Genomic DNA, 21618 nt, shown 5'->3' with positions numbered 1-21618 from the left:
ATAGTGATTCTTTCTAAAGTAAGAAATGGTTAAGTTAGAAAGGGCGCACGGTGGATGCCTTGGCACTAGGAGCCGATGAAGGACGGGACGAACACCGATATGCTTCGGGGAGCTGTAAGCAAGCTTTGATCCGGAGATTTCCGAATGGGGAAACCCACTGCTCGTAATGGAGTAGTATCCATACTTGAATACATAGAGTATGAGAAGGCATACCCGGGGAACTGAAACATCTAAGTACCCGGAGGAAGAGAAAGCAAATGCGATTCCCTGAGTAGCGGCGAGCGAAACGGGAACAGCCCAAACCAAGAGGCTTGCCTCTTGGGGTTGTAGGACACTCTATACGGAGTTACAAAGGAACGATATAAGCGAAGAGGTCTGGAAAGGCCCGCCAAAGAAGGTAACAGCCCTGTAACTGAAATGTTGTTCTCTCCAGAGTGGATCCTGAGTACGGCGGAACACGTGAAATTCCGTCGGAATCCGGGAGGACCATCTCCCAAGGCTAAATACTCCCTAGTGACCGATAGTGAACCAGTACCGTGAGGGAAAGGTGAAAAGCACCCCGGAAGGGGAGTGAAATAGATCCTGAAACCGTGTGCCTACAAGTAGTCAGAGCCCGTTAAAGGGTGATGGCGTGCCTTTTGTAGAATGAACCGGCGAGTTACGATCCCGTGCAAGGTTAAGCAGAAGATGCGGAGCCGCAGCGAAAGCGAGTCTGAATAGGGCGCATGAGTACGTGGTCGTAGACCCGAAACCAGGTGATCTACCCATGTCCAGGGTGAAGTTCAGGTAACACTGAATGGAGGCCCGAACCCACGCACGTTGAAAAGTGCGGGGATGAGGTGTGGGTAGGGGTGAAATGCCAATCGAACCTGGAGATAGCTGGTTCTCTCCGAAATAGCTTTAGGGCTAGCCTCAAGGTAAGAGTCTCGGAGGTAGAGCACTGATTGGACTAGGGGCCCCTACCGGGTTACCGAATTCAGTCAAACTCCGAATGCCGATGACTTATCCTTGGGAGTCAGACTGCGAGTGATAAGATCCGTAGTCGAAAGGGAAACAGCCCAGACCGCCAGCTAAGGTCCCAAAGTATACGTTAAGTGGAAAAGGATGTGGAGTTGCTTAGACAACCAGGATGTTGGCTTAGAAGCAGCCACCATTTAAAGAGTGCGTAATAGCTCACTGGTCGAGTGACTCTGCGCCGAAAATGTACCGGGGCTAAACGTATCACCGAAGCTGCGGACTGTTCTTACGAACAGTGGTAGGAGAGCGTTCTAAGTGCTGTGAAGTCAGACCGGAAGGACTGGTGGAGCGCTTAGAAGTGAGAATGCCGGTATGAGTAGCGAAAGACGGGTGAGAATCCCGTCCACCGAATGCCTAAGGTTTCCTGAGGAAGGCTCGTCCGCTCAGGGTTAGTCGGGACCTAAGCCGAGGCCGAAAGGCGTAGGCGATGGACAACAGGTTGATATTCCTGTACCACCTCCTCACCATTTGAGCAATGGGGGGACGCAGGAGGATAGGGTAAGCGCGGTATTGGATATCCGCGTCCAAGCAGTTAGGCTGGGAAATAGGCAAATCCGTTTCCCGTAAAGGCTGAGCTGTGATGGCGAGCGAAATTTAGTAGCGAAGTTCCTGATTCCACACTGCCAAGAAAAGCCTCTAGCGAGGTGAGAGGTGCCCGTACCGCAAACCGACACAGGTAGGCGAGGAGAGAATCCTAAGGTGATCGAGAGAACTCTCGTTAAGGAACTCGGCAAAATGACCCCGTAACTTCGGGAGAAGGGGTGCTTCTTAGGGTGTTAAAGCCCCGAGAAGCCGCAGTGAATAGGCCCAGGCGACTGTTTAGCAAAAACACAGGTCTCTGCGAAGCCGTAAGGCGAAGTATAGGGGCTGACGCCTGCCCGGTGCTGGAAGGTTAAGAGGAGCGCTTAGCGTAAGCGAAGGTGCGAATTGAAGCCCCAGTAAACGGCGGCCGTAACTATAACGGTCCTAAGGTAGCGAAATTCCTTGTCGGGTAAGTTCCGACCCGCACGAAAGGCGCAACGATCTGGGCACTGTCTCAACGAGAGACTCGGTGAAATTATAGTACCTGTGAAGATGCAGGTTACCCGCGACAGGACGGAAAGACCCCGTGGAGCTTTACTGCAGCCTGATATTGAATGTTGGTACAGCTTGTACAGGATAGGTAGGAGCCTTGGAAACCGGAGCGCTAGCTTCGGTGGAGGCATCGGTGGGATACTACCCTGGCTGTATTGACCTTCTAACCCGCTGCCCTTATCGGGCAGGGAGACAGTGTCAGGTGGGCAGTTTGACTGGGGCGGTCGCCTCCTAAAATGTAACGGAGGCGCCCAAAGGTTCCCTCAGAATGGTTGGAAATCATTCGCAGAGTGTAAAGGCACAAGGGAGCTTGACTGCGAGACCTACAAGTCGAGCAGGGACGAAAGTCGGGCTTAGTGATCCGGTGGTTCCGCATGGAAGGGCCATCGCTCAACGGATAAAAGCTACCCCGGGGATAACAGGCTTATCTCCCCCAAGAGTCCACATCGACGGGGAGGTTTGGCACCTCGATGTCGGCTCATCGCATCCTGGGGCTGTAGTCGGTCCCAAGGGTTGGGCTGTTCGCCCATTAAAGCGGTACGCGAGCTGGGTTCAGAACGTCGTGAGACAGTTCGGTCCCTATCCGTCGCGGGCGCAGGAAATTTGAGAGGAGCTGTCCTTAGTACGAGAGGACCGGGATGGACGCACCGCTGGTGTACCAGTTGTTCTGCCAAGGGCATCGCTGGGTAGCTATGTGCGGACGGGATAAGTGCTGAAAGCATCTAAGCATGAAGCCCCCCTCAAGATGAGATTTCCCATTCCGCAAGGAAGTAAGATCCCTGAAAGATGATCAGGTTGATAGGTCTGAGGTGGAAGCGTGGTGACACGTGGAGCTGACAGATACTAATAGATCGAGGACTTAACCTATATTCTAATGTGAAGTTTGAACATTGTTATCTAGTTTTGAGAGAACATTCTCTCCATCAGGTTTGGTGGCGATAGCGAAGAGGTCACACCCGTTCCCATACCGAACACGGAAGTTAAGCTCTTCAGCGCCGATGGTAGTTGGGGGTCTCCCCCTGTGAGAGTAGGACGCCGCCAAGCTTTTTGTTTATATCCTTCCAATGGAAGAAGTTACTTTATCATTCCGCAGTAGCTCAGTGGTAGAGCTATCGGCTGTTAACCGATCGGTCGTAGGTTCGAGTCCTACCTGCGGAGCCATGCTTCCATAGCTCAGTAGGTAGAGCACTTCCATGGTAAGGAAGAGGTCAGCGGTTCGAGCCCGCTTGGAAGCTTTCCTCTAAATGTTGATCTGACAAGGTTTCTCGATGATGAGAAGGCTTTTTTTTTATGTCCTTTTTTAATTGCTTGAGGACAAATTAGGGGCCAATTATCGAATTTGCAATAAGTTTGTTATAGCTTCCGCATGACCTAAACGCTGAGAGACAGATTTGATATTAAACCCAGGCATTTTGCCGATTTGATTTAATAGCATATTAGCATGAGTATGATGCATATCATGCAAATGAATTTTCTTATATTGTGCCTTTTTACGAATCGCTCCCACCATGTATTTAAATTTGAAAAGGTAGTTGAGAGAACGCACAATGCTAATTCGTCCAGCTGATGACAGAGCAAGGCATTTCATTGGCCAACGTTGTGCCACATAAGAGATGGAACGGATCGAAAACAAAAGCAGCTCTTCAAAAAGCATTGAAAAAATGAAAAAAGTAAAGCCCCTGACCATAGAGAATAGGGGCTTTTTTGATGTTTATTTTTCATCGTTTGAAAATCCGTGGAGCTGCAATTCTTTTGCTTTCGCAACTTTCATTGTTCTTCTTTTGAAGTGAATCCTTCTCTTAAAATCCTTTTTCTTTTCTCTGTTACTTTATCGAGTGATTCTAGGGTATACGAAAAAGTGTTGTTTCCACACGGTTTTACACTAATCATGTTTCTCCTCCTGTTTTCGTAATATATTATTTTCATTTTACTTAATATGCCATAAAACGCAGTTGGTTAAATTTTATCATCCTTATATGCTTGTTAAATGTGTCTAATTTGTGAAATTAATAATTTCCACAAACTAAAATATGTGGTAGGTCTGTCTATAGTAGGTAACACAATACTCATTGTTATGGTGAGCATCAATAGAAGGAGATTTCATGATTATTGCCATAACTGGTGTTACATATGGTAGTAAAGTTAGAGAGCCAAAAGGTGCTCTGCGTTACTACTATAAACATGCCTTAGAAATCGGAAATTCTAAGGAAGAGCTTCTCATCCAAATGGACTTAACAGATAAGCTCTCGAAAAAAATTACATGGAGGTAATAAGAAATGAGAATTAACCACAACATCGCAGCACTTAACACTTTAAACCGTTTATCTGCAAACAACGGTGCGAGCCAAAAGAACATGGAGAAGCTTTCTTCTGGTCTCAAAATCAACCGTGCAGGAGATGACGCAGCTGGTCTTGCAATCTCTGAGAAAATGCGTGGACAAATCCGCGGATTAGAAATGGCATCTAAAAACGCACAGGACGGTATCTCTCTTATCCAAACAGCTGAGGGTGCATTGACTGAAACTCACTCGATCCTTCAACGTGTACGTGAACTAGTGGTTCAAGCTGGAAACACTGGTACGCAGGATAAAGAGTCTGACCTTCAATCTATCCAAGATGAAATTGAAGCTTTACAAGAAGAAGTAGATGGTATCTCAAATCGTACAGAGTTTAACGGTAAAAAATTATTAGATGGTACGTTTAAAGGAACCTTAGGAACACCGGCAATTCCGGGAGATCCAGATGATCCAGATGATAACGGTACACCTGCAGTCCCAGCAAGTGGTAATGCTTTAGTGTTCCAAATCGGTGCTAACGCAACTCAACAAATTTCAGTTCATATTGATAAAATGAGTACAGATGCATTGGGAGTTAAAGATGCTAATGGGATTGTAGCGAATCAAGCTATTAAAGACATCGATGTAAGAAAGTTTGCTGATAATGCAGCAGATGCTACTGATGTTGGTTTTGATACTCAACTAAGTATTGTTGATGCAGCTATTAACCAAGTATCTGCTCAACGTGGAAAACTTGGTGCAGTACAAAACCGTCTAGAGCACACTATTAACAACTTGGGTGCATCTGCTGAAAACTTAACTGCTGCTGAGTCTCGTATTCGTGACGTTGACATGGCTAAAGAAATGAGTGAATTCACTAAGAACAACATTCTTTCTCAAGCTTCTCAAGCTATGCTTGCACAAGCGAATCAACAGCCACAAAACGTACTTCAATTATTACGTTAATAAACCAAAAGCCCCTTTATATAGGGGTTTTTTTGTTTGTCTTTATTCAATTCGATGTTTCATTTGATTGATCGTTCTAAAAGACGCTTCATCCAAGTGTTCATCAGGGAAAGATCTCCAGCGATAGAACGTGTAAAGGAAAAGTTTCAAGCAGCTGGCGTACAAGTAGACGTAGTTGGAATGGATATACAAAGTCGAAATCTTGTGAAACAGGTGAATGGTTCTTAATAAGTTCTTTCTGTTTGTTACAATAGAAAAGGTAAGAAAGTGAAGGATGGAGGTGGCCGGCATGCTTGTGCGTTTGAACCAAGTGCTCGGCCGGATGATGCCGCTTATTACGCCTATTAGTGTGTTATTCGGTGTTTTATTGGCGGCCTATTTAAAGGATTTTACGTTTTTGGTGCCATGGGTATTTGCTGTTATGACCTTTGCAGGGAGTTTGTCTTCTACTTTTTCGGCTTTAAAGCATACGGTAATGCACCCATTGCCTTTGATTTTATCGTTTATGATTTTGCATGTGCTGATGCCTCTTTATGCTTGGTCAGCGGGGCATTTGATATTTGCGGGCGATTCTATGACGATCACCGGTTTGACTCTTGCGATGGTGATTCCAACAGGTGTGTCTAGTTTAATATGGGCGGCGATGTATAAAGGGAATGTCGGGTTAACGCTATCTATCATTTTAATTGATACATTGCTTTCGCCATTGATTGTTCCAGTAAGCTTGTCACTTTTCGTCGGTACACAGGTCCATATGGACATGGTGGCGATCATGAAAGGGCTGTTCGGTATGGTGGTGCTACCCTCTATTTTAGGGATGCTCGTTCGTCAGTATGCAAAGCCATCGGTGACGAAAACAATGAGTCAGACCCTGGCTCCTTTTTCAAAATTAGGCTTGTTTGTTGTCGTATCGATTAACAGTTCTGTTGTCGCCCCATATTTGCGTGAACTGGATGCTGCATTTTTTAGCAAAGCAGCAACTGTCTTTTTCATTGCGATGAGTGGGTATGCTTTTGCGTGGTTGATTGGAAAGGTGATGAAATGTACTCAAGGGGAAATTGTGGCCATTGTGTATACAGGCGGCATGAGAAATATTAGTGCTGGGGCTGTGCTTGCTATTAGCTTTTTCCCGCCTGCTGTTGCTGTCCCTGTTGTGATTGGCATGCTGTTTCAGCAAGTACTTGCTGCCTTGTTTGGTTTTTTACTCAATCGATTTGAGCTGAAGGCACCTGCTGTGACTAAATCTTTATCATGAAAAGACCTCCATCCTATGAGATGGAGGTCTTTTTGCGAATTAATAGATGAGATATTTCTTCCGTTTCTTTTCGAACGATTTGAGGTCGTGATGATAACGCTTCATGAGGTGTTTGACAGAAGTACCTTGGTTGATTTCTTCTTTGATCCAATCATTCCCGATGAGTTTATCAAAGCTGCCTGTTTGAAGGAACTCAAAGTCTTTTGGATATAAATCATGTATGGCTTTAATGATGGATAACCCTGTTTTTACCGCTTCGAATGAAGAGCGGTCTGTGACGTATAGCTGCACACCGTGTGATAGCTTCCCTGCATGTTTAGAAAAAGTGGGGGTGAATGATACGGGTCTAAATTTCACACCCTTTAGTTTTAATTGATTTAGATGATCTGCTAGCTCATTGCTATTGATATACGGAGCGCCAATGAGCTCGAACGGTTTTGTTGTTCCTCTGCCTTCAGAGACATTTGTGCCTTCAATTAATCCTGTGGCGGGATATACAAAGGTACTATCCACTGTCGGCATGTTAGGTGAAGGAAGGACGAACGGTAGCTTCGTGTCATCAAACGTCATGGAACGCTTCCAATTTTTCATTTTGATGACTGTGACATCAGCATTGATATGAAACTCTTTGTTAAAGAATGTTGCTAGTTCACCAGTGGTCATCCCATGTCTTAATGGTATTGGATAGAGCCCTACAAATGAAGCGTGCTCAGGTTCTAATACAGGGCCTTCTACTTTTAGTCCGCCAATAGGGTTTGGACGGTCTAGGACAACAAAGGGAATGTTGTTTTCTTTAGCGGCCTCCATCGCATAGGCCATCGTGTAAATATAGGTGTAATAACGAGTGCCAACATCTTGGATATCAAACAGCAAGACATCTACATTTTTGAGCATGTCAGGCGTTGGTTTTCTTGTTTTTCCATAGAGGGAGTAAACAGGAAGACCTGTTTTTTCATCGGTATAGGATTCGACGCCTTCTCCTGCTTGTGCATCGCCGCGCACACCATGTTCAGGTCCATATAGAGCAGTAAGCTTAATATTTGGATGCTCAAATAGGAGATCGACACTGCTTTTCATATTTGCATCAATACCAGTTGGGTTCGTAATGAGGCCGACCCTTTTCCCTTTTAACCATGAAAGGTTGCCTGAGAGTAGTGTTTCAATCCCTGTTTTGACTGTTGCTTTTTTTCCTTTTGTATCTGTTCGTTCTTGGCTTGCGGGGGAGGCGGCGGTCAATGTGCTCATAATGAGAATGCTTGCGAGTATGAAGCTTGCTGTTTTTTTCAAGAGAATCCCTCCTATTTGATCTGTTTCCCTTTCAAGTTGAGTCCATAGCCGAATGGATATAGGGTTTGATTTTGATGAGTGACAGATGGGATATCTACAGGCAGTTTGCCTTTAGGTGATGCAGTGCCAAATATAACTTCTAACCCAGCAGGAATATTTGGCTGGTTGAATTGTCCGTTTGAGTAACCCTTAAAACCGTAAACAGCTATTAAGGCATCCGCCTCCTCAAAATTTGCAGCATCGTAAGGGTTTCTTAGGCTCATGATGACCATTTTTTTGTTTTGTGCTGCAGCTTCTTTCATGACAGCACGCGGGAAAGCAGTAGCCCATTTTTTCGGGTCCTGTACATTGTCATCAATCACACCATCATTCACAGCTGGATCATTTTGGACAACGTATGAGCCGGTAATCACATAGTCAGCATCTTGTATGAGTCTGGCTGTTTCTTTGTTGAAGGTCTTATCCGCAAAAGCATATGATTGGATACGTACAGGTTTGATCTTTTTTTGTTTGATCAGAGAGTCAATTGTGACAGACATGGCTTTTGTTTGATCTTCGTAAGGTGCCATGACCAAGATTTTATCATTCTTTTTAGGCTTGAAGGGTAGGGTCTTATCGTTGTTTTTAAGCAGGGTGATCCCTTCACGCGCCATTTTTTGTTCTGCTTTCCGGTGCGATTTTTTCCCAACGACTTGAGTGGCTTTTTTGATTTTTTTCTCAAGGGTGATAGGTTTTTTGGAAGAAATGATGCCTCGTTTGATCTTCAATTGAAGAATTTTTTCAACAGATTCGTTGATTTGAGACATCGGAATTTCTTTCTTTACAATTGCCTGTTTTACAGCATTGAACACATTCTCAAGGTTTTTCTCAGTTTTAAGAGAGGTGACTGGTGCTGGCATGAGGGCGATGTCGACGCCAGCCTTAATGGCCATCACTACGGCTTCTTCCTGTCCGAAGTTATCTGCAATCGCTTTCATATTTAGGGCGTCTGTTACGACAACACCTTGAAAGCCCATCTCTTCTTTTAATAAGTGTGTGATGACTTTTTTCGATAAGGTTGCTGGAACCATAATGTCCTCGCCATCTTTTTTGCTTTTATATGTTGTATCATCAATGGCGGGAAATTGAACATGAGCGGTCATGACCATATCCGCACCAGCGTTGATGGCTTGTTGAAATGGATAGAGTTCAACTTTTTTTAAACGATCTAGATCATGTTCTACGAGCGGCAAGCCGTAGTGACTATCGACGGCTGTATCACCATGTCCCGGGAAATGCTTGAGTGTCGAAATCGTCTTCTCCTTTTGAAGTCCCCTCATGGTTTGAAGGCCAAGCCTTGTGACAAGGGCAGGGTCAGAGCTAAAGGAACGGACACCAATGACGGGGTTGTTTGGGTTATTATTCACATCTAGCACAGGAGAGAAGTTTGTATTGATCCCTAGTGCGTTTAATTCCTTACCGATGATTTTCCCTGTGTCGTATGCATTTTTCGTGCTTCTAGAGGCACCAATCGACATATTTCCTGGGAAATGTGTTCCCTTTTGTAATCTTGTGACGATTCCACCTTCTTGATCAATTGAAATGAGTAATGGAATCTTTGGTGATGCTTTTTGAAATTCATGGGTGAGTTTGACGGTTTGTTTCGTATCAACGACATTCTCCGCAAATAAGATGACACCGCCTAGATGATATTTTTCTACAAGATGGGATACTTCTTTATTCATCTTTGTTAAGCCTGTAGGTGCGGATTCATCTTTTGTTTGCCAATTACGAAAGTCTGGCATAAGCATTTGACCTATCTTTTCATCCAAAGACATGTTTTGTACCATTTGTTTTGCGGTTGAAAGAGGGGCAGAGCTAACCTTTTCCGTTGGAATGGAAGAGGTTAGCAGAGCTAAAACCAAAGCAGCGGGGAAAAGTGCTTTTAACATCGAATTCCTCCTTTTACTTAAAAGATTCGTAGATTGCGGTCATGATGCTTCCATAAGTGCCAGTTGGGAAAAGGTCACCTTCAAATTGATTTGGGTTGGTTTCAGGTGAAACGACAGGCGAATGTTTCTTATTTGTCAGCAAGACGATACCTAGATTATGTTTTGGATCAATCAATGTCATCGTTCCGGTCCAGCCAGTATGTCCATAGGCTTCGTTACTTGCATATTTTCCAAACATCCATTCCATGTCAGTATGACCGTTTTTTCGCCAGCCTAGCCCGTATGTTGGGTTTGTATCAGAAGAGGCTGTAAAGAGATCGATAGAAGCTTGATCAAAGATGGTTGTTTTTCCATAACCTCCTTTGTTCAGCATGAGCTGGAGCAGCACGGCCATGTCTGATATGTTAGAGAAAAGTCCAGCATGACCAGAGATACCTGCCATTGAGTAGAATGCTTTTTCATCATGGACTTCGCCTAGCAGGGTGTATCTGCGAATGTTTTCAAAATCAATGACACCATCTCGCGAATTACCTAAACGTTCGGTTGCTGCAAAATGCTTCGGTTTAAATCCTTTTTGCAGTGGATTGAACATTGTGTGTTTGAGACCTAGCGGCCGATAGATTGTCGACTCTACATATTGATCAAGAGGCATGCCTGTTTTTTTCTCAATGATCATGCCTAACAGCATGTAATCAATGTCACTATAAATGTGCTGGGTGCCTGGTTTGTATTGCAGAGGCACCTTCGGCAGCCATTTCATCGTTGTCTTTCTATCTTGAGAGAAAAAGGTGCCGGCTGCTTCTTTGCTATAAAATAAAACACTGGAAGGGAGTCCGGCAGAATGGGTCAGAAGATCTTTTACACGGAGCTGATCTTTGCCGGTTACCTTTGCATCTGGTTCATCTTTAAAATCTGGCAGGATGGCTTGTATTTTTTCATTCACATTCAGTTTTTTCTCGTAGACAAGCTTTTGCAGGGCATAGTTGGTCGCATACATTTTGGTGTTGGATGCTAAGTCGAACAGAGTGTTCTTTTTCATTTTCTTATAGGATTTGAGTTCCGTTGTGCCTTCGTATTTTTGCCTGTAGCCATAGGCTTTTTGATGGACGATTTTTCCGTCTTTGATAATGATGAGTGCGGCTCCTGGAAACCCTGCTTTGATATCGTTTTGAATCATGTGATCAACCTTCCTAAGCTGCCTAGAAGAAAAACCAACTTGTTCCGGTCGTTTTGCCTTTTTTAAGACGGGATATTCTTCAGGTGCTGTTTTAGACAAAGACGATACAGGATGGGAGCTAGTTGCAAATGTTTGTGCTGGTAATCCAAGGAGCATGAGCAGACTTGTCATTAAGAGAAAGTATTTCTTCAAGAGTTAGACCTCCTATTGCTTATTTTTCCTCAAATTCAACAGCCATATCATCATGAAAACCAAATAAGTATGTGAAAATAAATCCAGCGACATATGCAATAAAGAGTCCGATTAAGTAAAGAAGCATTTGATGTGCGTGAACAATAAAGGTTAATGGGAGACCTGATACACCAATCGCCTTCGTTGCAATTTGGAAGTAGGCTTGAAATGCTCCGCCGATTCCAGCGCCAAGACAAGCGGTGAGAAATGGTCGTCCCAGCGGGAGTGTGACACCGAAAATGAGTGGTTCACCAATGCCAAGCATCCCTGAAGGAAGTCCACCTGCGATGGCCCTTTTGAGTTTTTTCTTTTTTGTCTTCATATAAATGGCGAATGCCGCACCTACCTGTCCTGCACCGCCCATAGCGAGAATCGGCAAAAGCGGGTCATCTCCTATGGAATTAATGAGTTCCATATGAATCGGTGTCAGTCCTTGGTGAAGTCCTGTTACAACAAGTGGAAGGAAGGTCGCACCAAGAATAAATCCAGCGAAGATTCCGCCCATATTTAATAGATAAGTTAATCCTGAGGTAATGGCATCAGATATAAATCCGCCGACTGGCATGAAGACAACGTACGTAAAAATGCCTGTAATGAGTAGTGTGATGGTTGGTGTGACGATGATATCAAGTGATTGCGGGACGAAGCGTCTGATTCTTGTTTCCACAAGCGCCATAAAGATGGCAGCTAGAAGAACACCGATGAGACCGCCTCTGCCTGGTAGAATATTTGTGCCAAATAGCATAATATCTGCGGAGGCTGGATTAATAATGAGGATACCAGCTAATGCGCCTAATGCAGGAGAGCCCCCAAACTCCTTTGCGGCATTTGTTCCGACTAATATACCGAGATATGCGAACAAGCCTGAACCAATAACGGTTAAAATGATCGCTGCTTGAGACTTTCCATCAAGCCAGCCCGCTTGCACGATTGCTTTTGTAATCCCTGTAATAAGACCTGATGCAACGAGTGCTGGAATGATAGGAATAAAAATGCTGGCAATTCGTCGTAAGAACAGCTTGAACGGTGTGCGGTTCTTTTGTGAAATGGCTTGCTTGTTTTTTTGTGCTTCGTTGTTTAAATCATAGGAGCCAGAGGCATTTAGCAGTTGTTCAAATGCACTTGATACTTGGTTGACAACACCAGTACCTAAGATAATTTGCAGCGTTTCTGCCTCGACGACTCCAATGACGCCATCGAGTTCTTTGATTGCATTGATCTGAACTTGTTCATTGTCAATCGGTGTAATTCGGAGACGCGTCATACAATGTGTATGGGAAGAAATGTTTTCAGAACCACCACAGAGAGAAAGAATGTCTTTCGCCAACTGCTGATATTTCGTTTGATGACTCATGTTGAATCCCCCTTTGTTTTTCGTTTCATGGAGCGGATGGCATGTCTTGTTTTATCAATATATTGCGCTGTCTCTTCATATTGACGGGAAGCTAAGCTGAGGAACAAGACATCAATTAAGTAGAGCTGTGCCATTCTAGAGGAAGTGGCTGCACTGCGAAAAGGTGCTTCATTGGAACCGGACGTCGATAGGTGAACGTCACATAAGGCAGAAACGCTTGTTTGACCTGGATGCGTCAAGGCAATGGTTTTGACTTGATTGTCTTTTGCGAGCTGAAGGGCTTGAATGATGTCTAACGTTTCTCCTGAAAAGGATATACCGAACACGATGTCATTCTTTCCTGCATTTGCGATAACCGTTGATGCGATGTGCATGTCAGTGAAGGCAGTCGCTGCATAATTGATTCTGAGAAATTTCTGCTGGGCATCCGCTGCGACGATGCCAGATGCACCGACGCCGATAAAATGGATTTGGTTTGCATGCAGCAGTAATTGAACAGCCTTTTCTAACGCATCTGCATTTAAAATAGAAGCAGTATCCTTAATCGATTGAATCGAGTTTCCTGCTGTTTTTTGAATAATGGACTGAATTGGTTCATCTTGTTCGATGTCACGGTAGCCTTGTTTATCGTTATGCATCAAGTCTCCAGCGATTCGCATTTTTAAATCGTGATAGCCATCTAGACCGAGAGATTTACAAAGGCGGATGACTGCAGAGCTGCTTGCACCGGCTGCCTGACTGATCTCATGTACTGTGCTTTTAATGACTTTGTCAGGATGGGCAAGGATATAGTCTGCAATGATTTTTTCAGATTGGGGGAGCTTTGCTTTCATTGTGTGTAGTAGGGTGAGTCCACCTGCTGACATGAGCTCTGCCTCCTTTAGGATTGATGGTGTGAGATGGCTTTGTCGATATGACCATTCGTTTTGTTGAGCAAATCCTTGGCTGTTTTCTTATCTGTGTTTGTTTGGAGCATGACGATGGCAGTTTTGACTTCTAAGTCTGCCGCTTCAAGCGTTTTCACGGCTTGTTCGTAGGGAGCGTTTGTCACATGTTGAATGATGGTGATGGCGCGTTCTTTTAATTTATGATTGCTGACTTTTACATCAACCATCAGGTTTTCATATACTTTTCCTTGTCTGATCATGACAGAGGTGGAAAGCATATTTAAAATCATTTTATGAGCGGATGCGGCTTTCATTCGTGTTGACCCGGTGATGGCTTCAGGTCCTACAATGACTTCAATGGCGCAGTCTGCCAGTTCGCTAATTTTTGCTTGTTCATTACAGCTGAGGGCTACTGTTTTTGCGCCGATGAATTTAGCGTAGTTTAAAGCGCCGATGATGTAGGGTGTCCTACCGCTGGCGGCGATACCGACGACTGTATCTTTTGATGTCAGGTGAATGTGTACTAAATCCTGTTTGCCGGCTTCTTCACTGTCTTCCACATCTTCGGCAGCATGTGAAAAAGCAGAGTCTCCGCCTGCCATGATGCCGACAATCACATCAGGTGAGACACTATAGGTAGGGGGACATTCGACAGCATCCATCACGCCTAGTCTGCCGCTTGTCCCGGCCCCTAAATAAACGAGTCTGCCCCCATTTGAGATGGATTCATAGGCGAAGTCACTTGCTGTTTTGATATGTGGTAGGACACGGTTGACTGCTTGAGCGACCTTCATATCTTCTTCATTAATCATTTGGAGCATTTCGAGTGGATCTGCTTGTGATATTCCCATTGTGTTAGGATTTCTTGATTCTGTTGTCAAAGAACGCAATTGAGATGGCTGCATGCGACATTCCTCCTTATTTCTTCATTTTCAGTATATTCAGTATGATATGAAATTTCAACATTATATTTAAATACTGAAATTATATTTCAGTGAAAAAGTGGTGCTAATCAAAGGTAAATAGTTAGAAAATAAAAAAAATAAAAATCCCCTTTACAAAAGGGGGACAACCTGTATATAATAACTTTTGTCAGCTTCACGGAAACAGTCAAACTTGACAAATTGGCCCGTTGGTCAAGCGGTTAAGACACCGCCCTTTCACGGCGGTAACACGGGTTCGAATCCCGTACGGGTCACCATTGATGTGGAGGATTAGCTCAGCTGGGAGAGCATCTGCCTTACAAGCAGAGGGTCGGCGGTTCGAGCCCGTCATCCTCCACCATATGCCGGTGTAGCTCAACTGGTAGAGCAACTGACTTGTAATCAGTAGGTTGGGGGTTCAAGTCCTCTTGCCGGCACTGTTTTTTCTTTATCAATTTCATATGTGGAGGGGTAGCGAAGTGGCTAAACGCGGCGGACTGTAAATCCGCTCCCTCCGGGTTCGGCGGTTCGAATCCGCCCCCCTCCACCATTCTTGGGCTATAGCCAAGCGGTAAGGCAACGGACTTTGACTCCGTCATGCGTTGGTTCGAATCCAGCTAGCCCAGTTAAGACACCTTTTTCAAAAAGGTGTCTTTTTTTATGTTGGCAGGCGGAATGTATAACTATTCAAAATATTGTTGAGTTGAGTCAGAAGGCACCGAGAAAGTAAAATATAAGCATGAACGGAAAGGGGATGTACATATGGGAGATCAAAAGAAGGTCACGCTTGTCGGGGTTCCGATGGATTTGGGTCAAATGAGAAGGGGCGTCGATATGGGACCAAGTGCGATTCGGTGTGCAGGCGTAAAAGAAAAATTGGAATCGCTTTCATTTGATGTGGAGGATCTCGGGGATATCCCGGTTGAACAAAGAGATGATGAAAAAGGTTTATATACAAGTGAAAAGCTAAAGAATTTAACGGAGAATGCTGGTGCGAATCAGCTGCTGGCTGAGAAGGTTGACAGTATTGTGCAATCAGGCTCATTCCCGCTCATTTTAGGCGGTGATCACAGCATTGCCATTGGCACACTTGCGGGGGTATCGAAGCACTATGAAAACTTAGGTGTCATTTGGTATGATGCACACGGTGATTTAAATACAGAGGAAACCTCTCCTTCTGGAAATATACATGGTATGCCGCTTGCAGTCAGTCTTGGCCTTGGCCATGCGGATTTAACGAATATTGGCGGCTATTCTCCAAAATTGAAGCCTGAGAATGTTGTTTTAATTGGTGCTCGATCCTTAGATGAAGGAGAGCGGGCGTTGATTAGAGATAAAGGCATTAAAGTGTATACGATGCATGAAATAGATCGTTTAGGGATGACAAGGGTGATGGAGGAAGCGATTGCATATTTAAAGGAAAGAACAGATGGTGTCCACCTGTCTCTTGATTTAGATGGATTAGATCCAGCCGAGTGTCCTGGTGTAGGAACTCCTGTGGCAGGCGGCATTAGCTACCGGGAGAGTCATCTTGCTATGGAGCTTTTAGAAGAAGCCGGTATTTTGACTTCAGCTGAATTTGTTGAGGTGAACCCGGTTTTGGATGAAAAAAATAAAACAGCCGAAGCAGCTGTTGCATTAATTGGATCGTTAATGGGCGAAAAGCTATTGTAGAGCGGGATTTGTTCCCGTTCTTTTTTATTTTCGGAAAATTTAAGGATATATTAAGGTTTTTACCAGTGGATATGCGTAACACGCTGTCAAAAATTTGTTACACTATTTTTTAGAGGAGAATGAAACCTTTTGGAAAGAGGTTCGTATACATAAAGACCGGTGAAGGCAGAGGTTGAATATACTATGGACACAATGATTAAAAAGAGAATTAAGCAAGTGAAAAAAGGCGACCAGAACGCATTTGCAGACATCGTAGACCTGTATAAAGACAAAATTTATCAGCTGTGCTACCGTATGCTTGGGAATGCACACGAAGCAGAGGATATTGCACAGGAGGCGTTTATTCGTGCCTATGTGAATATTGAAAGCTTTGATGTGAATCGTAAGTTTTCTACGTGGCTGTACCGCATTGCAACCAACCTGACCATCGATCGTATTCGCAAAAAAAAGCCGGATTATTATTTAGATGCAGAGGTGGCAGGAACAGAAGGATTGAATATGTATTCTCAAATTGCTGCTGATGGCATTTTGCCAGAGGAAGAGGTGGTGTCTCTTGAATTATCGAGTACCATTCAGCAAAAAATTCTAAGATTACCCGATAAATATCGTTCGGTCATCGTATTAAAGTATATTGATGAACTCTCGTTAAAAGAAATTAGTGAGATTCTAAATATACCTGTTGGTACGGTGAAAACGAGAATACACAGGGGTAGAGAGGCTCTCCGGAAACAGTTGAGAGACCTTTGAGTGAGGTGATTTTGATGAGCTGTCAGGAAAAAATCGTCCTGCTTATGCATCAGTATTTAGACGGGGACATTGAGCCCCAAGACGAAAAAGAATTAAAAAGCCATCTGCAATCGTGTGAGGAGTGCCGTACTCATTTTCAACAAATTGAGAAATCCATCGCGCTTGTGCAGAGTACATCTCATATAGAAGCACCGACTGATTTCACTGCAAAGGTGATGGCAGGTCTTCCAAAGGAAAAAAAGCGTGTGTCGGTTCAAAGATGGATCAAAGCTCATCCGCTGATGGTGGCCGCTGCCCTCTTTCTCATTTTGATGGGAGGCAGTCTGTTTACAAGCTGGAATACGGATCATAATTTCAGTGTGTCGAAGCAGCCGAATCTCGTCGTTGTAAATGATACAGTGACCGTACCTAAAGGGGAAACCGTAAAAGGTGATGTCACTGTCAAAAATGGCAAGTTGATTGTAGAAGGCAAGGTTGATGGAAATGTCACCGTCGTCAATGGGGAACAGCTGACTGCTTCTGCCGGACAAGTCACTGGTCAAATTAATGAAATTAATGAAGTGTTTGATTGGATTTGGTACAAAATGAAATCTACAGCACAAAATGTGATGCGGGTCATTGGACCAGAGGAGCAAAAGTAATTATACGGGTCGAGAGCAGTCTCTTTAGGAGCTGCTCTTTTTCTATATTATAGGTCAGAATGTATGCGAGCTAGCAGGCCAGCCATATATGGCAACTGTTTTCCTTGCTGAAACAAAATGTGATATAATAGCCACGCTATGTATTTACACATAGGCTCTTTTTTTATCAAAAATGCATCAAACGAAGAATAACTGAAAATTCTGGAGGACGAGGAAATGGCTTTAGGGGATATTCCTATTTTGCAGTACCTCGGTAATGCTGTTGATATTCTCGTTGTTTGGTATGTGATATATAAATTAATGATGGTCATCCGCGGAACAAAAGCGGTTCAGCTTTTAAAGGGAATTGTGGTCATTGTTCTCGTCAGGATGGGAAGTGCGTATCTCGGTCTTAACACACTTCAATGGCTGATGGATCAAGCGATTACGTGGGGATTCCTTGCGATCATTATTATTTTTCAGCCAGAGCTAAGGAGAGCGCTTGAGCAGCTTGGGCGCGGCCGTTTCTTCTCAAGAAGCGGGACACCTGTAGAGGAACAGCAGCAGAAAACGATCGAGGCAATTACAAAAGCAATTAACTATATGGCAAAACGCAGAATTGGCGCGCTGCTGACAATTGAGCGTGATACTGGGATGAATGATTACATAGAGACTGGAATTCCTTTGAATGCAAAGGTGAGTTCAGAGCTGCTCATTAATATTTTCATTCCAAATACACCGCTTCATGACGGTGCTGTCATTATGAAGCGTGATGAGATTGCAGCTGCGGCTTGTTATTTACCGCTGTCAGAAAGTCCTTTTATCTCTAAGGAACTAGGGACGCGTCACCGGGCGGCAGTCGGAATTAGCGAAGTGACAGACAGCTTGACCGTCATCGTTTCTGAGGAGACAGGCGGCATTTCTGTCGCGAGAAATGGTGATCTCCACCGAGAATTGACAGAAGAAGCGCTTGAAGAAATGCTGATTGCTGAATTTAGTAAGAACAGCAAAGATGCTTCCTCGACCAAATGGTATTGGAGGGGCAAGAAAAATGGATAAGATTTTGAATAATCGCTGGGCCGTAAAGCTTTTTGCATTGGTCTTCGCTTTATTGCTGTATGGTGCAGTCAATTCAGCGCAAGCGCCCACGCCGAAAAAAATCGGTGAATCCTTTTTCCCAACATCGACGACAGATGAAGCGACCTTAACCGATATTCCTGTTAAAGCGTATTATGATGACGAGAAGTACGTCGTCACTGGTGTGCCGCAAACAGTCAATGTGACGATTAAAGGGTCAACGAGTGCTGTGAAAACAGCAAGACAAACAAAGAACTTTGAAATATATGCAGATATGCAGAATTTATCCACAGGTACTCATAAAGTGGAGCTGAAGGCAAGAGATGTATCAAAGGGACTCACGCTATCGATCAACCCATCTGTGACGACGGTGACGATACAAGAAAAAACAACAGCAGAATTTCCTGTTGAAACCGAATTTTATAATCAAAATAAAATCAAAGACGGCTATTCACCTGAACAGCCTATTGTGAATCCGAAAAAAGTCACAGTCACAGGTTCAAAAGACGTGATCGACAAAATTTCTGTCATTAAAGCATTTGTGAACCTAGAGGATGTCGATCAGCAAATTGAAAAGGAAGCGAAGCTCACTGTGTATGATAGCAGTGGGAATGAGCTGCCAGTCGAATTGAGTCCGTCTGTTGTGAATATTACAGTTCCCATCTCAAGTCCAAGCAAAAAGGTTCCGTTTAAAATAGAGCGGACTGGCAGTTTGCCGGATGGGATCAGTATCTCAAGTATTGAGACAAGCCCGAGTGAGGTCACAGTGTACGGCTCTCAAAAAGTGCTGGATTCGCTTGATTTTATTGATGGCGTCAAGCTGGACCTAAGCAAGATCAAAGATGATACGGAGATTGATGCCGACATTCCCCTGCCAGATGGTGTGAAAAAGGTATCACCCGAAACGGTGAAGATCAAAGTGAAGGTTGCTACAGCTCAAGAAAAAAAGATCGATAATGTACCAATTTCTGTCGTAGGTCTGAGCAAGGATCTCACCTCTGATTTTGTGAGCCCATCTTCTGGACGGCTTACGTTAACAGCAAAGGGATCAAAGAGTGCGATTGATAAACTAAAGGCTTCAGATGTTGAAGCCTATATCAATGTCGGGGACTTGAACGAAGGAACACATGAGGTCACAATTCAAGTGAACGGTCCTCAAAATGTGACGTGGACATTATCGAGATCAAAGGTCAAAGTGAAATTGACTTCTACTGAGACAGAAGATCAGCCAGCGTCTACAAATGATCAGAAGAAGCCATCTTCTGATGACGATGATCAGGAAGAGAAGAGCAAAGAAGAATCCACGCAAGATAAAGCAAAGAAAGAATCAAGTCAAAGACAGCGGATCAAAGAAGATAAAAAAGAGGACGAAGCGGCCTCTTGAATGGTAAAAAAGGAGCGATTGAAACATGGGCAAGTACTTTGGAACTGATGGTGTAAGGGGTGTGGCGAATAGCGAATTAACGCCAGAGCTCGCATTTAAAATTGGGAGATTTGGCGGCTATGTGCTCACGAAGGATAAAGAACGTCCAAAGGTACTCGTTGGGCGAGACACACGTGTATCCGGTCATATGTTAGAAGGAGCGCTCGTTGCAGGCTTACTTTCAATTGGGGCTGAAGTAATGCGTCTGGGTGTGATCTCAACACCTGGAGTGTCTTATTTAACGAAAGCAATGGACGCAGAAGCGGGTGTCATGATCTCTGCTTCTCACAATCCAGTTCAAGATAACGGAATTAAATTCTTCGGCGGTGACGGCTTTAAGCTGTCTGATGAACAGGAGAATGAAATTGAGCAGCTGATGGATCAGCCGGTCGATCAATTGCCACGCCCAGTTGGAGCGGATCTTGGAACAGTAAATGACTACTTTGAAGGCGGTCAGAAATACTTGCAATTCTTGAAGCAGACAGCAGATGAGGATTTCACAGGTATTCACGTGGCGCTTGACTGTGCACACGGTGCAACCTCTTCTCTAGCGACACATTTATTTGCGGATTTAGATGCGGATGTGTCCACAATGGGAACATCACCAAACGGATTGAATATCAATGATGGTGTAGGCTCAACTCATCCAGAGGCGCTTTCTGCTTTTATGAAGGAGAAGGGTGCAGATATTGGTCTTGCGTTTGATGGTGACGGTGACCGTCTGATTGCTGTCGATGAAAAAGGTGATATTGTAGACGGCGATCAAATCATGTACATATGTGCACGTTATTTGAAGGGCGAAGGCCGATTAAAGGATGACACGGTCGTCTCTACGGTCATGAGTAACCTAGGTTTCTATAAAGCGCTCGAGAAACAAGGCATTAAGAGCATCCAAACCGCTGTTGGTGACCGCTATGTGGTTGAAGCGATGAAAAAGGATGGGTATAATGTCGGCGGTGAGCAATCAGGCCACTTGATTTTCCTTGATTACAATACGACAGGTGATGGCATGCTTTCTGCAATCATGCTTGTCAACACACTCAAAGCAACAGGAAAAGCATTGTCAGAGCTTGCGGCTGAAATGGAGAAATTCCCGCAGCTTCTAGTGAATGTGAAAGTGTCTGATAAATATAAAGTAGAAGAAAATGAAAAGGTAAAAGCAGTGATTCAAGAGGTTGAAAAAGAGATGAACGGTGACGGCCGTATTCTTGTTCGTCCATCTGGAACAGAGCCGCTTGTACGTGTCATGGCAGAGGCGAAAACAAAAGAGCTATGTGATGAATATGTGACTCGAATTACCGCTGTTGTGAAAGAGGAAATGGGTATTGAGTAATAGATATCAAAGCAAATCGCTAGTAGCGGTTTGCTTTTTTTCGAATAAACGTCATAAATGGATGGATTTGTACGAATCTTATACGCGAGGGCAATTAACTGTTGTCTTCATACATAGGAGAGCACATCAAAGGTAGAACGTGACAAGCCTCATCGCATATAGTGTATGGAGGTCTTACTTTCTTGAAAGGGATCACCCGCTAAATTGTGATTGACGGAGGTCAGACCTTATAGTACAATCATCCTTGTGTTACTGGATTTTTATTCTATCAGGAAAGGCAGGGTAGATGTTCAGAAACTCTCTTATAATTATAGCGCCCGAACTAAGCGATCGGACGAAAGATGCTTAGTTGACGAGGATGGAGGT

17 protein-coding genes, 7 tRNA genes and 2 rRNA genes are annotated in these 21618 nt (G+C 44.1%); 19 read left to right on the top strand and 7 right to left on the bottom strand.

Annotated elements, in window-relative coordinates; all coding sequences use genetic code 11:
• Positions 1-27 precede the first annotated feature (27 nt).
• The 4 genes from MHH40_RS09520 (at position 28) to MHH40_RS09505 (ending at position 3326) form a co-directional block, all read left to right on the top strand.
• Positions 28-2958 (top strand): 23S ribosomal RNA (locus MHH40_RS09520).
• Between the two features lie 61 nt (positions 2959-3019).
• Positions 3020-3135 (top strand): 5S ribosomal RNA (rrf, locus tag MHH40_RS09515).
• Between the two features lie 42 nt (positions 3136-3177).
• A tRNA-Asn gene (locus tag MHH40_RS09510) sits at positions 3178-3252 on the top strand.
• 1 nt (position 3253) lies between these two features.
• Positions 3254-3326: transfer RNA gene (locus tag MHH40_RS09505), tRNA-Thr, on the top strand.
• Positions 3327-3858: 532 nt separating this feature from the next.
• Here the strand turns inward: MHH40_RS09505 and MHH40_RS09500 are convergent.
• The gene (locus MHH40_RS09500) at positions 3859-3981 is read right to left on the bottom strand and encodes a hypothetical protein (protein ID WP_267875493.1); all 123 of its coding nucleotides are present in this window, start codon (positions 3979-3981) and stop codon (positions 3859-3861) included.
• Between the two features lie 212 nt (positions 3982-4193).
• On the opposite strand from MHH40_RS09500, the gene MHH40_RS09495 reads away from it, so the two are divergent.
• The 4 genes from MHH40_RS09495 to MHH40_RS09480 all read left to right on the top strand — a co-directional run bounded on the left by MHH40_RS09495 (position 4194) and on the right by MHH40_RS09480 (position 6588).
• On the top strand, positions 4194-4361 hold the full coding sequence (locus MHH40_RS09495) for a hypothetical protein (protein WP_199852798.1): 168 nt from the start codon (positions 4194-4196) through the stop codon (positions 4359-4361).
• Between the two features lie 6 nt (positions 4362-4367).
• Positions 4368-5333 carry a flagellin Hag gene (hag, locus tag MHH40_RS09490; protein ID WP_050943459.1) on the top strand — a complete coding sequence of 322 codons (966 nt, stop codon included), beginning with the start codon at positions 4368-4370 and terminating at the stop codon, positions 5331-5333.
• Positions 5334-5369: 36 nt separating this feature from the next.
• Entirely contained in the window at positions 5370-5561 is a 192-nt protein-coding gene (locus MHH40_RS09485) for a hypothetical protein (protein WP_050943458.1), read from the top strand.
• 61 nt (positions 5562-5622) lie between these two features.
• Positions 5623-6588, top strand: a complete 966-nt coding sequence (locus MHH40_RS09480; protein ID WP_050943457.1) for a bile acid:sodium symporter family protein — start codon at positions 5623-5625, stop codon at positions 6586-6588.
• A gap of 39 nt (positions 6589-6627) precedes the next feature.
• Here the strand turns inward: MHH40_RS09480 and MHH40_RS09475 are convergent, their stop codons facing one another.
• Genes MHH40_RS09475 through murQ form a run of 6 tightly spaced genes read right to left on the bottom strand, consistent with a single transcriptional unit; the run spans position 6628 to position 14360 of the window.
• Positions 6628-7875, bottom strand: coding sequence for an exo-beta-N-acetylmuramidase NamZ family protein (locus MHH40_RS09475; RefSeq protein WP_050943456.1), 1248 nt, complete (start codon positions 7873-7875; stop codon positions 6628-6630).
• Positions 7876-7886: 11 nt separating this feature from the next.
• Positions 7887-9806, bottom strand: coding sequence for a glycoside hydrolase family 3 protein (locus tag MHH40_RS09470; protein WP_050943454.1), 1920 nt, complete (start codon positions 9804-9806; stop codon positions 7887-7889).
• 13 nt (positions 9807-9819) lie between these two features.
• Positions 9820-11175, bottom strand: coding sequence for a penicillin binding protein PBP4B (pbp4b, locus tag MHH40_RS09465; RefSeq protein ID WP_050943452.1), 1356 nt, complete (start codon positions 11173-11175; stop codon positions 9820-9822).
• A gap of 19 nt (positions 11176-11194) precedes the next feature.
• A complete protein-coding gene (locus tag MHH40_RS09460; protein WP_050943451.1) occupies positions 11195-12568 on the bottom strand; it encodes a PTS transporter subunit EIIC in 1374 nt (457 codons plus the stop codon).
• Complete coding sequence (locus MHH40_RS09455; RefSeq protein ID WP_050943449.1) at positions 12565-13434, bottom strand: MurR/RpiR family transcriptional regulator; 870 nt, start codon at positions 13432-13434, stop codon at positions 12565-12567. Before MHH40_RS09455 ends, MHH40_RS09460 begins: the two co-directional genes overlap by 4 nt.
• A gap of 14 nt (positions 13435-13448) precedes the next feature.
• Complete coding sequence (gene murQ / locus MHH40_RS09450; RefSeq protein ID WP_050943447.1) at positions 13449-14360, bottom strand: N-acetylmuramic acid 6-phosphate etherase; 912 nt, start codon at positions 14358-14360, stop codon at positions 13449-13451.
• Between the two features lie 221 nt (positions 14361-14581).
• Here murQ and MHH40_RS09445 point away from each other — a divergent pair.
• The 11 genes from MHH40_RS09445 to glmM all read left to right on the top strand — a co-directional run bounded on the left by MHH40_RS09445 (position 14582) and on the right by glmM (position 21252).
• A tRNA-Glu gene (locus MHH40_RS09445) sits at positions 14582-14656 on the top strand.
• 7 nt (positions 14657-14663) lie between these two features.
• Positions 14664-14739: transfer RNA gene (locus tag MHH40_RS09440), tRNA-Val, on the top strand.
• A gap of 3 nt (positions 14740-14742) precedes the next feature.
• Positions 14743-14815, top strand: a tRNA-Thr gene (locus tag MHH40_RS09435).
• Positions 14816-14843: 28 nt separating this feature from the next.
• Positions 14844-14928, top strand: a tRNA-Tyr gene (locus tag MHH40_RS09430).
• Positions 14929-14932: 4 nt separating this feature from the next.
• Positions 14933-15004, top strand: a tRNA-Gln gene (locus MHH40_RS09425).
• A 136-nt stretch (positions 15005-15140) separates the two neighbouring features.
• Positions 15141-16052: an arginase gene (gene rocF, locus MHH40_RS09420; RefSeq protein WP_050943445.1), complete on the top strand. Its 912-nt coding sequence runs from the start codon at positions 15141-15143 to the stop codon at positions 16050-16052.
• 183 nt (positions 16053-16235) lie between these two features.
• Complete coding sequence (gene sigW / locus MHH40_RS09415; RefSeq protein WP_034664426.1) at positions 16236-16799, top strand: RNA polymerase sigma factor SigW; 564 nt, start codon at positions 16236-16238, stop codon at positions 16797-16799.
• 14 nt (positions 16800-16813) lie between these two features.
• The gene (gene rsiW, locus MHH40_RS09410; protein WP_034664492.1) at positions 16814-17440 is read left to right on the top strand and encodes an anti-sigma-W factor RsiW; all 627 of its coding nucleotides are present in this window, start codon (positions 16814-16816) and stop codon (positions 17438-17440) included.
• A 216-nt stretch (positions 17441-17656) separates the two neighbouring features.
• Entirely contained in the window at positions 17657-18478 is an 822-nt protein-coding gene (gene cdaA / locus MHH40_RS09405) for a diadenylate cyclase CdaA (RefSeq protein WP_003217057.1), read from the top strand.
• Positions 18471-19880: a CdaR family protein gene (locus MHH40_RS09400; RefSeq protein ID WP_003217031.1), complete on the top strand. Its 1410-nt coding sequence runs from the start codon at positions 18471-18473 to the stop codon at positions 19878-19880. The genes cdaA and MHH40_RS09400 overlap by 8 nt, the downstream gene beginning before the upstream one ends.
• Positions 19881-19905: 25 nt before the next feature.
• Complete coding sequence (glmM, locus tag MHH40_RS09395) at positions 19906-21252, top strand: phosphoglucosamine mutase (RefSeq protein WP_050943443.1); 1347 nt, start codon at positions 19906-19908, stop codon at positions 21250-21252.
• Positions 21253-21618 lie beyond the last annotated feature (366 nt).

Source organism: Bacillus sp. FSL K6-2431 (assembly GCF_038005165.1).
Lineage (GTDB): Bacteria > Bacillota > Bacilli > Bacillales > Bacillaceae > Bacillus > Bacillus pumilus.
This window is presented reverse-complemented; position numbering and strand designations above follow the sequence as displayed.

Bases quoted from the DNA above. Each gene is read 5' to 3' on its own strand.
- sigW (WP_034664426.1), top strand. From the start codon at position 16,236: ATGGACACAATGATTAAAAAGAGAATTAAGCAAGTGAAAAAAGGCGAC.
- glmM (WP_050943443.1), top strand. From the start codon at position 19,906: ATGGGCAAGTACTTTGGAACTGATGGTGTAAGGGGTGTGGCGAATAGC.
- murQ (WP_050943447.1), bottom strand. From the start codon at position 14,360: ATGCAGCCATCTCAATTGCGTTCTTTGACAACAGAATCAAGAAATCCT.
- rocF (WP_050943445.1), top strand. From the start codon at position 15,141: ATGGGAGATCAAAAGAAGGTCACGCTTGTCGGGGTTCCGATGGATTTG.
- MHH40_RS09400 (WP_003217031.1), top strand. From the start codon at position 18,471: ATGGATAAGATTTTGAATAATCGCTGGGCCGTAAAGCTTTTTGCATTG.
- MHH40_RS09500 (WP_267875493.1), bottom strand. From the start codon at position 3,981: ATGATTAGTGTAAAACCGTGTGGAAACAACACTTTTTCGTATACCCTA.
- MHH40_RS09470 (WP_050943454.1), bottom strand. From the start codon at position 9,806: ATGTTAAAAGCACTTTTCCCCGCTGCTTTGGTTTTAGCTCTGCTAACC.
- cdaA (WP_003217057.1), top strand. From the start codon at position 17,657: ATGGCTTTAGGGGATATTCCTATTTTGCAGTACCTCGGTAATGCTGTT.
- MHH40_RS09455 (WP_050943449.1), bottom strand. From the start codon at position 13,434: ATGTCAGCAGGTGGACTCACCCTACTACACACAATGAAAGCAAAGCTC.
- MHH40_RS09495 (WP_199852798.1), top strand. From the start codon at position 4,194: ATGATTATTGCCATAACTGGTGTTACATATGGTAGTAAAGTTAGAGAG.
- MHH40_RS09460 (WP_050943451.1), bottom strand. From the start codon at position 12,568: ATGAGTCATCAAACGAAATATCAGCAGTTGGCGAAAGACATTCTTTCT.
- rsiW (WP_034664492.1), top strand. From the start codon at position 16,814: ATGAGCTGTCAGGAAAAAATCGTCCTGCTTATGCATCAGTATTTAGAC.
- MHH40_RS09480 (WP_050943457.1), top strand. From the start codon at position 5,623: ATGCTTGTGCGTTTGAACCAAGTGCTCGGCCGGATGATGCCGCTTATT.
- hag (WP_050943459.1), top strand. From the start codon at position 4,368: ATGAGAATTAACCACAACATCGCAGCACTTAACACTTTAAACCGTTTA.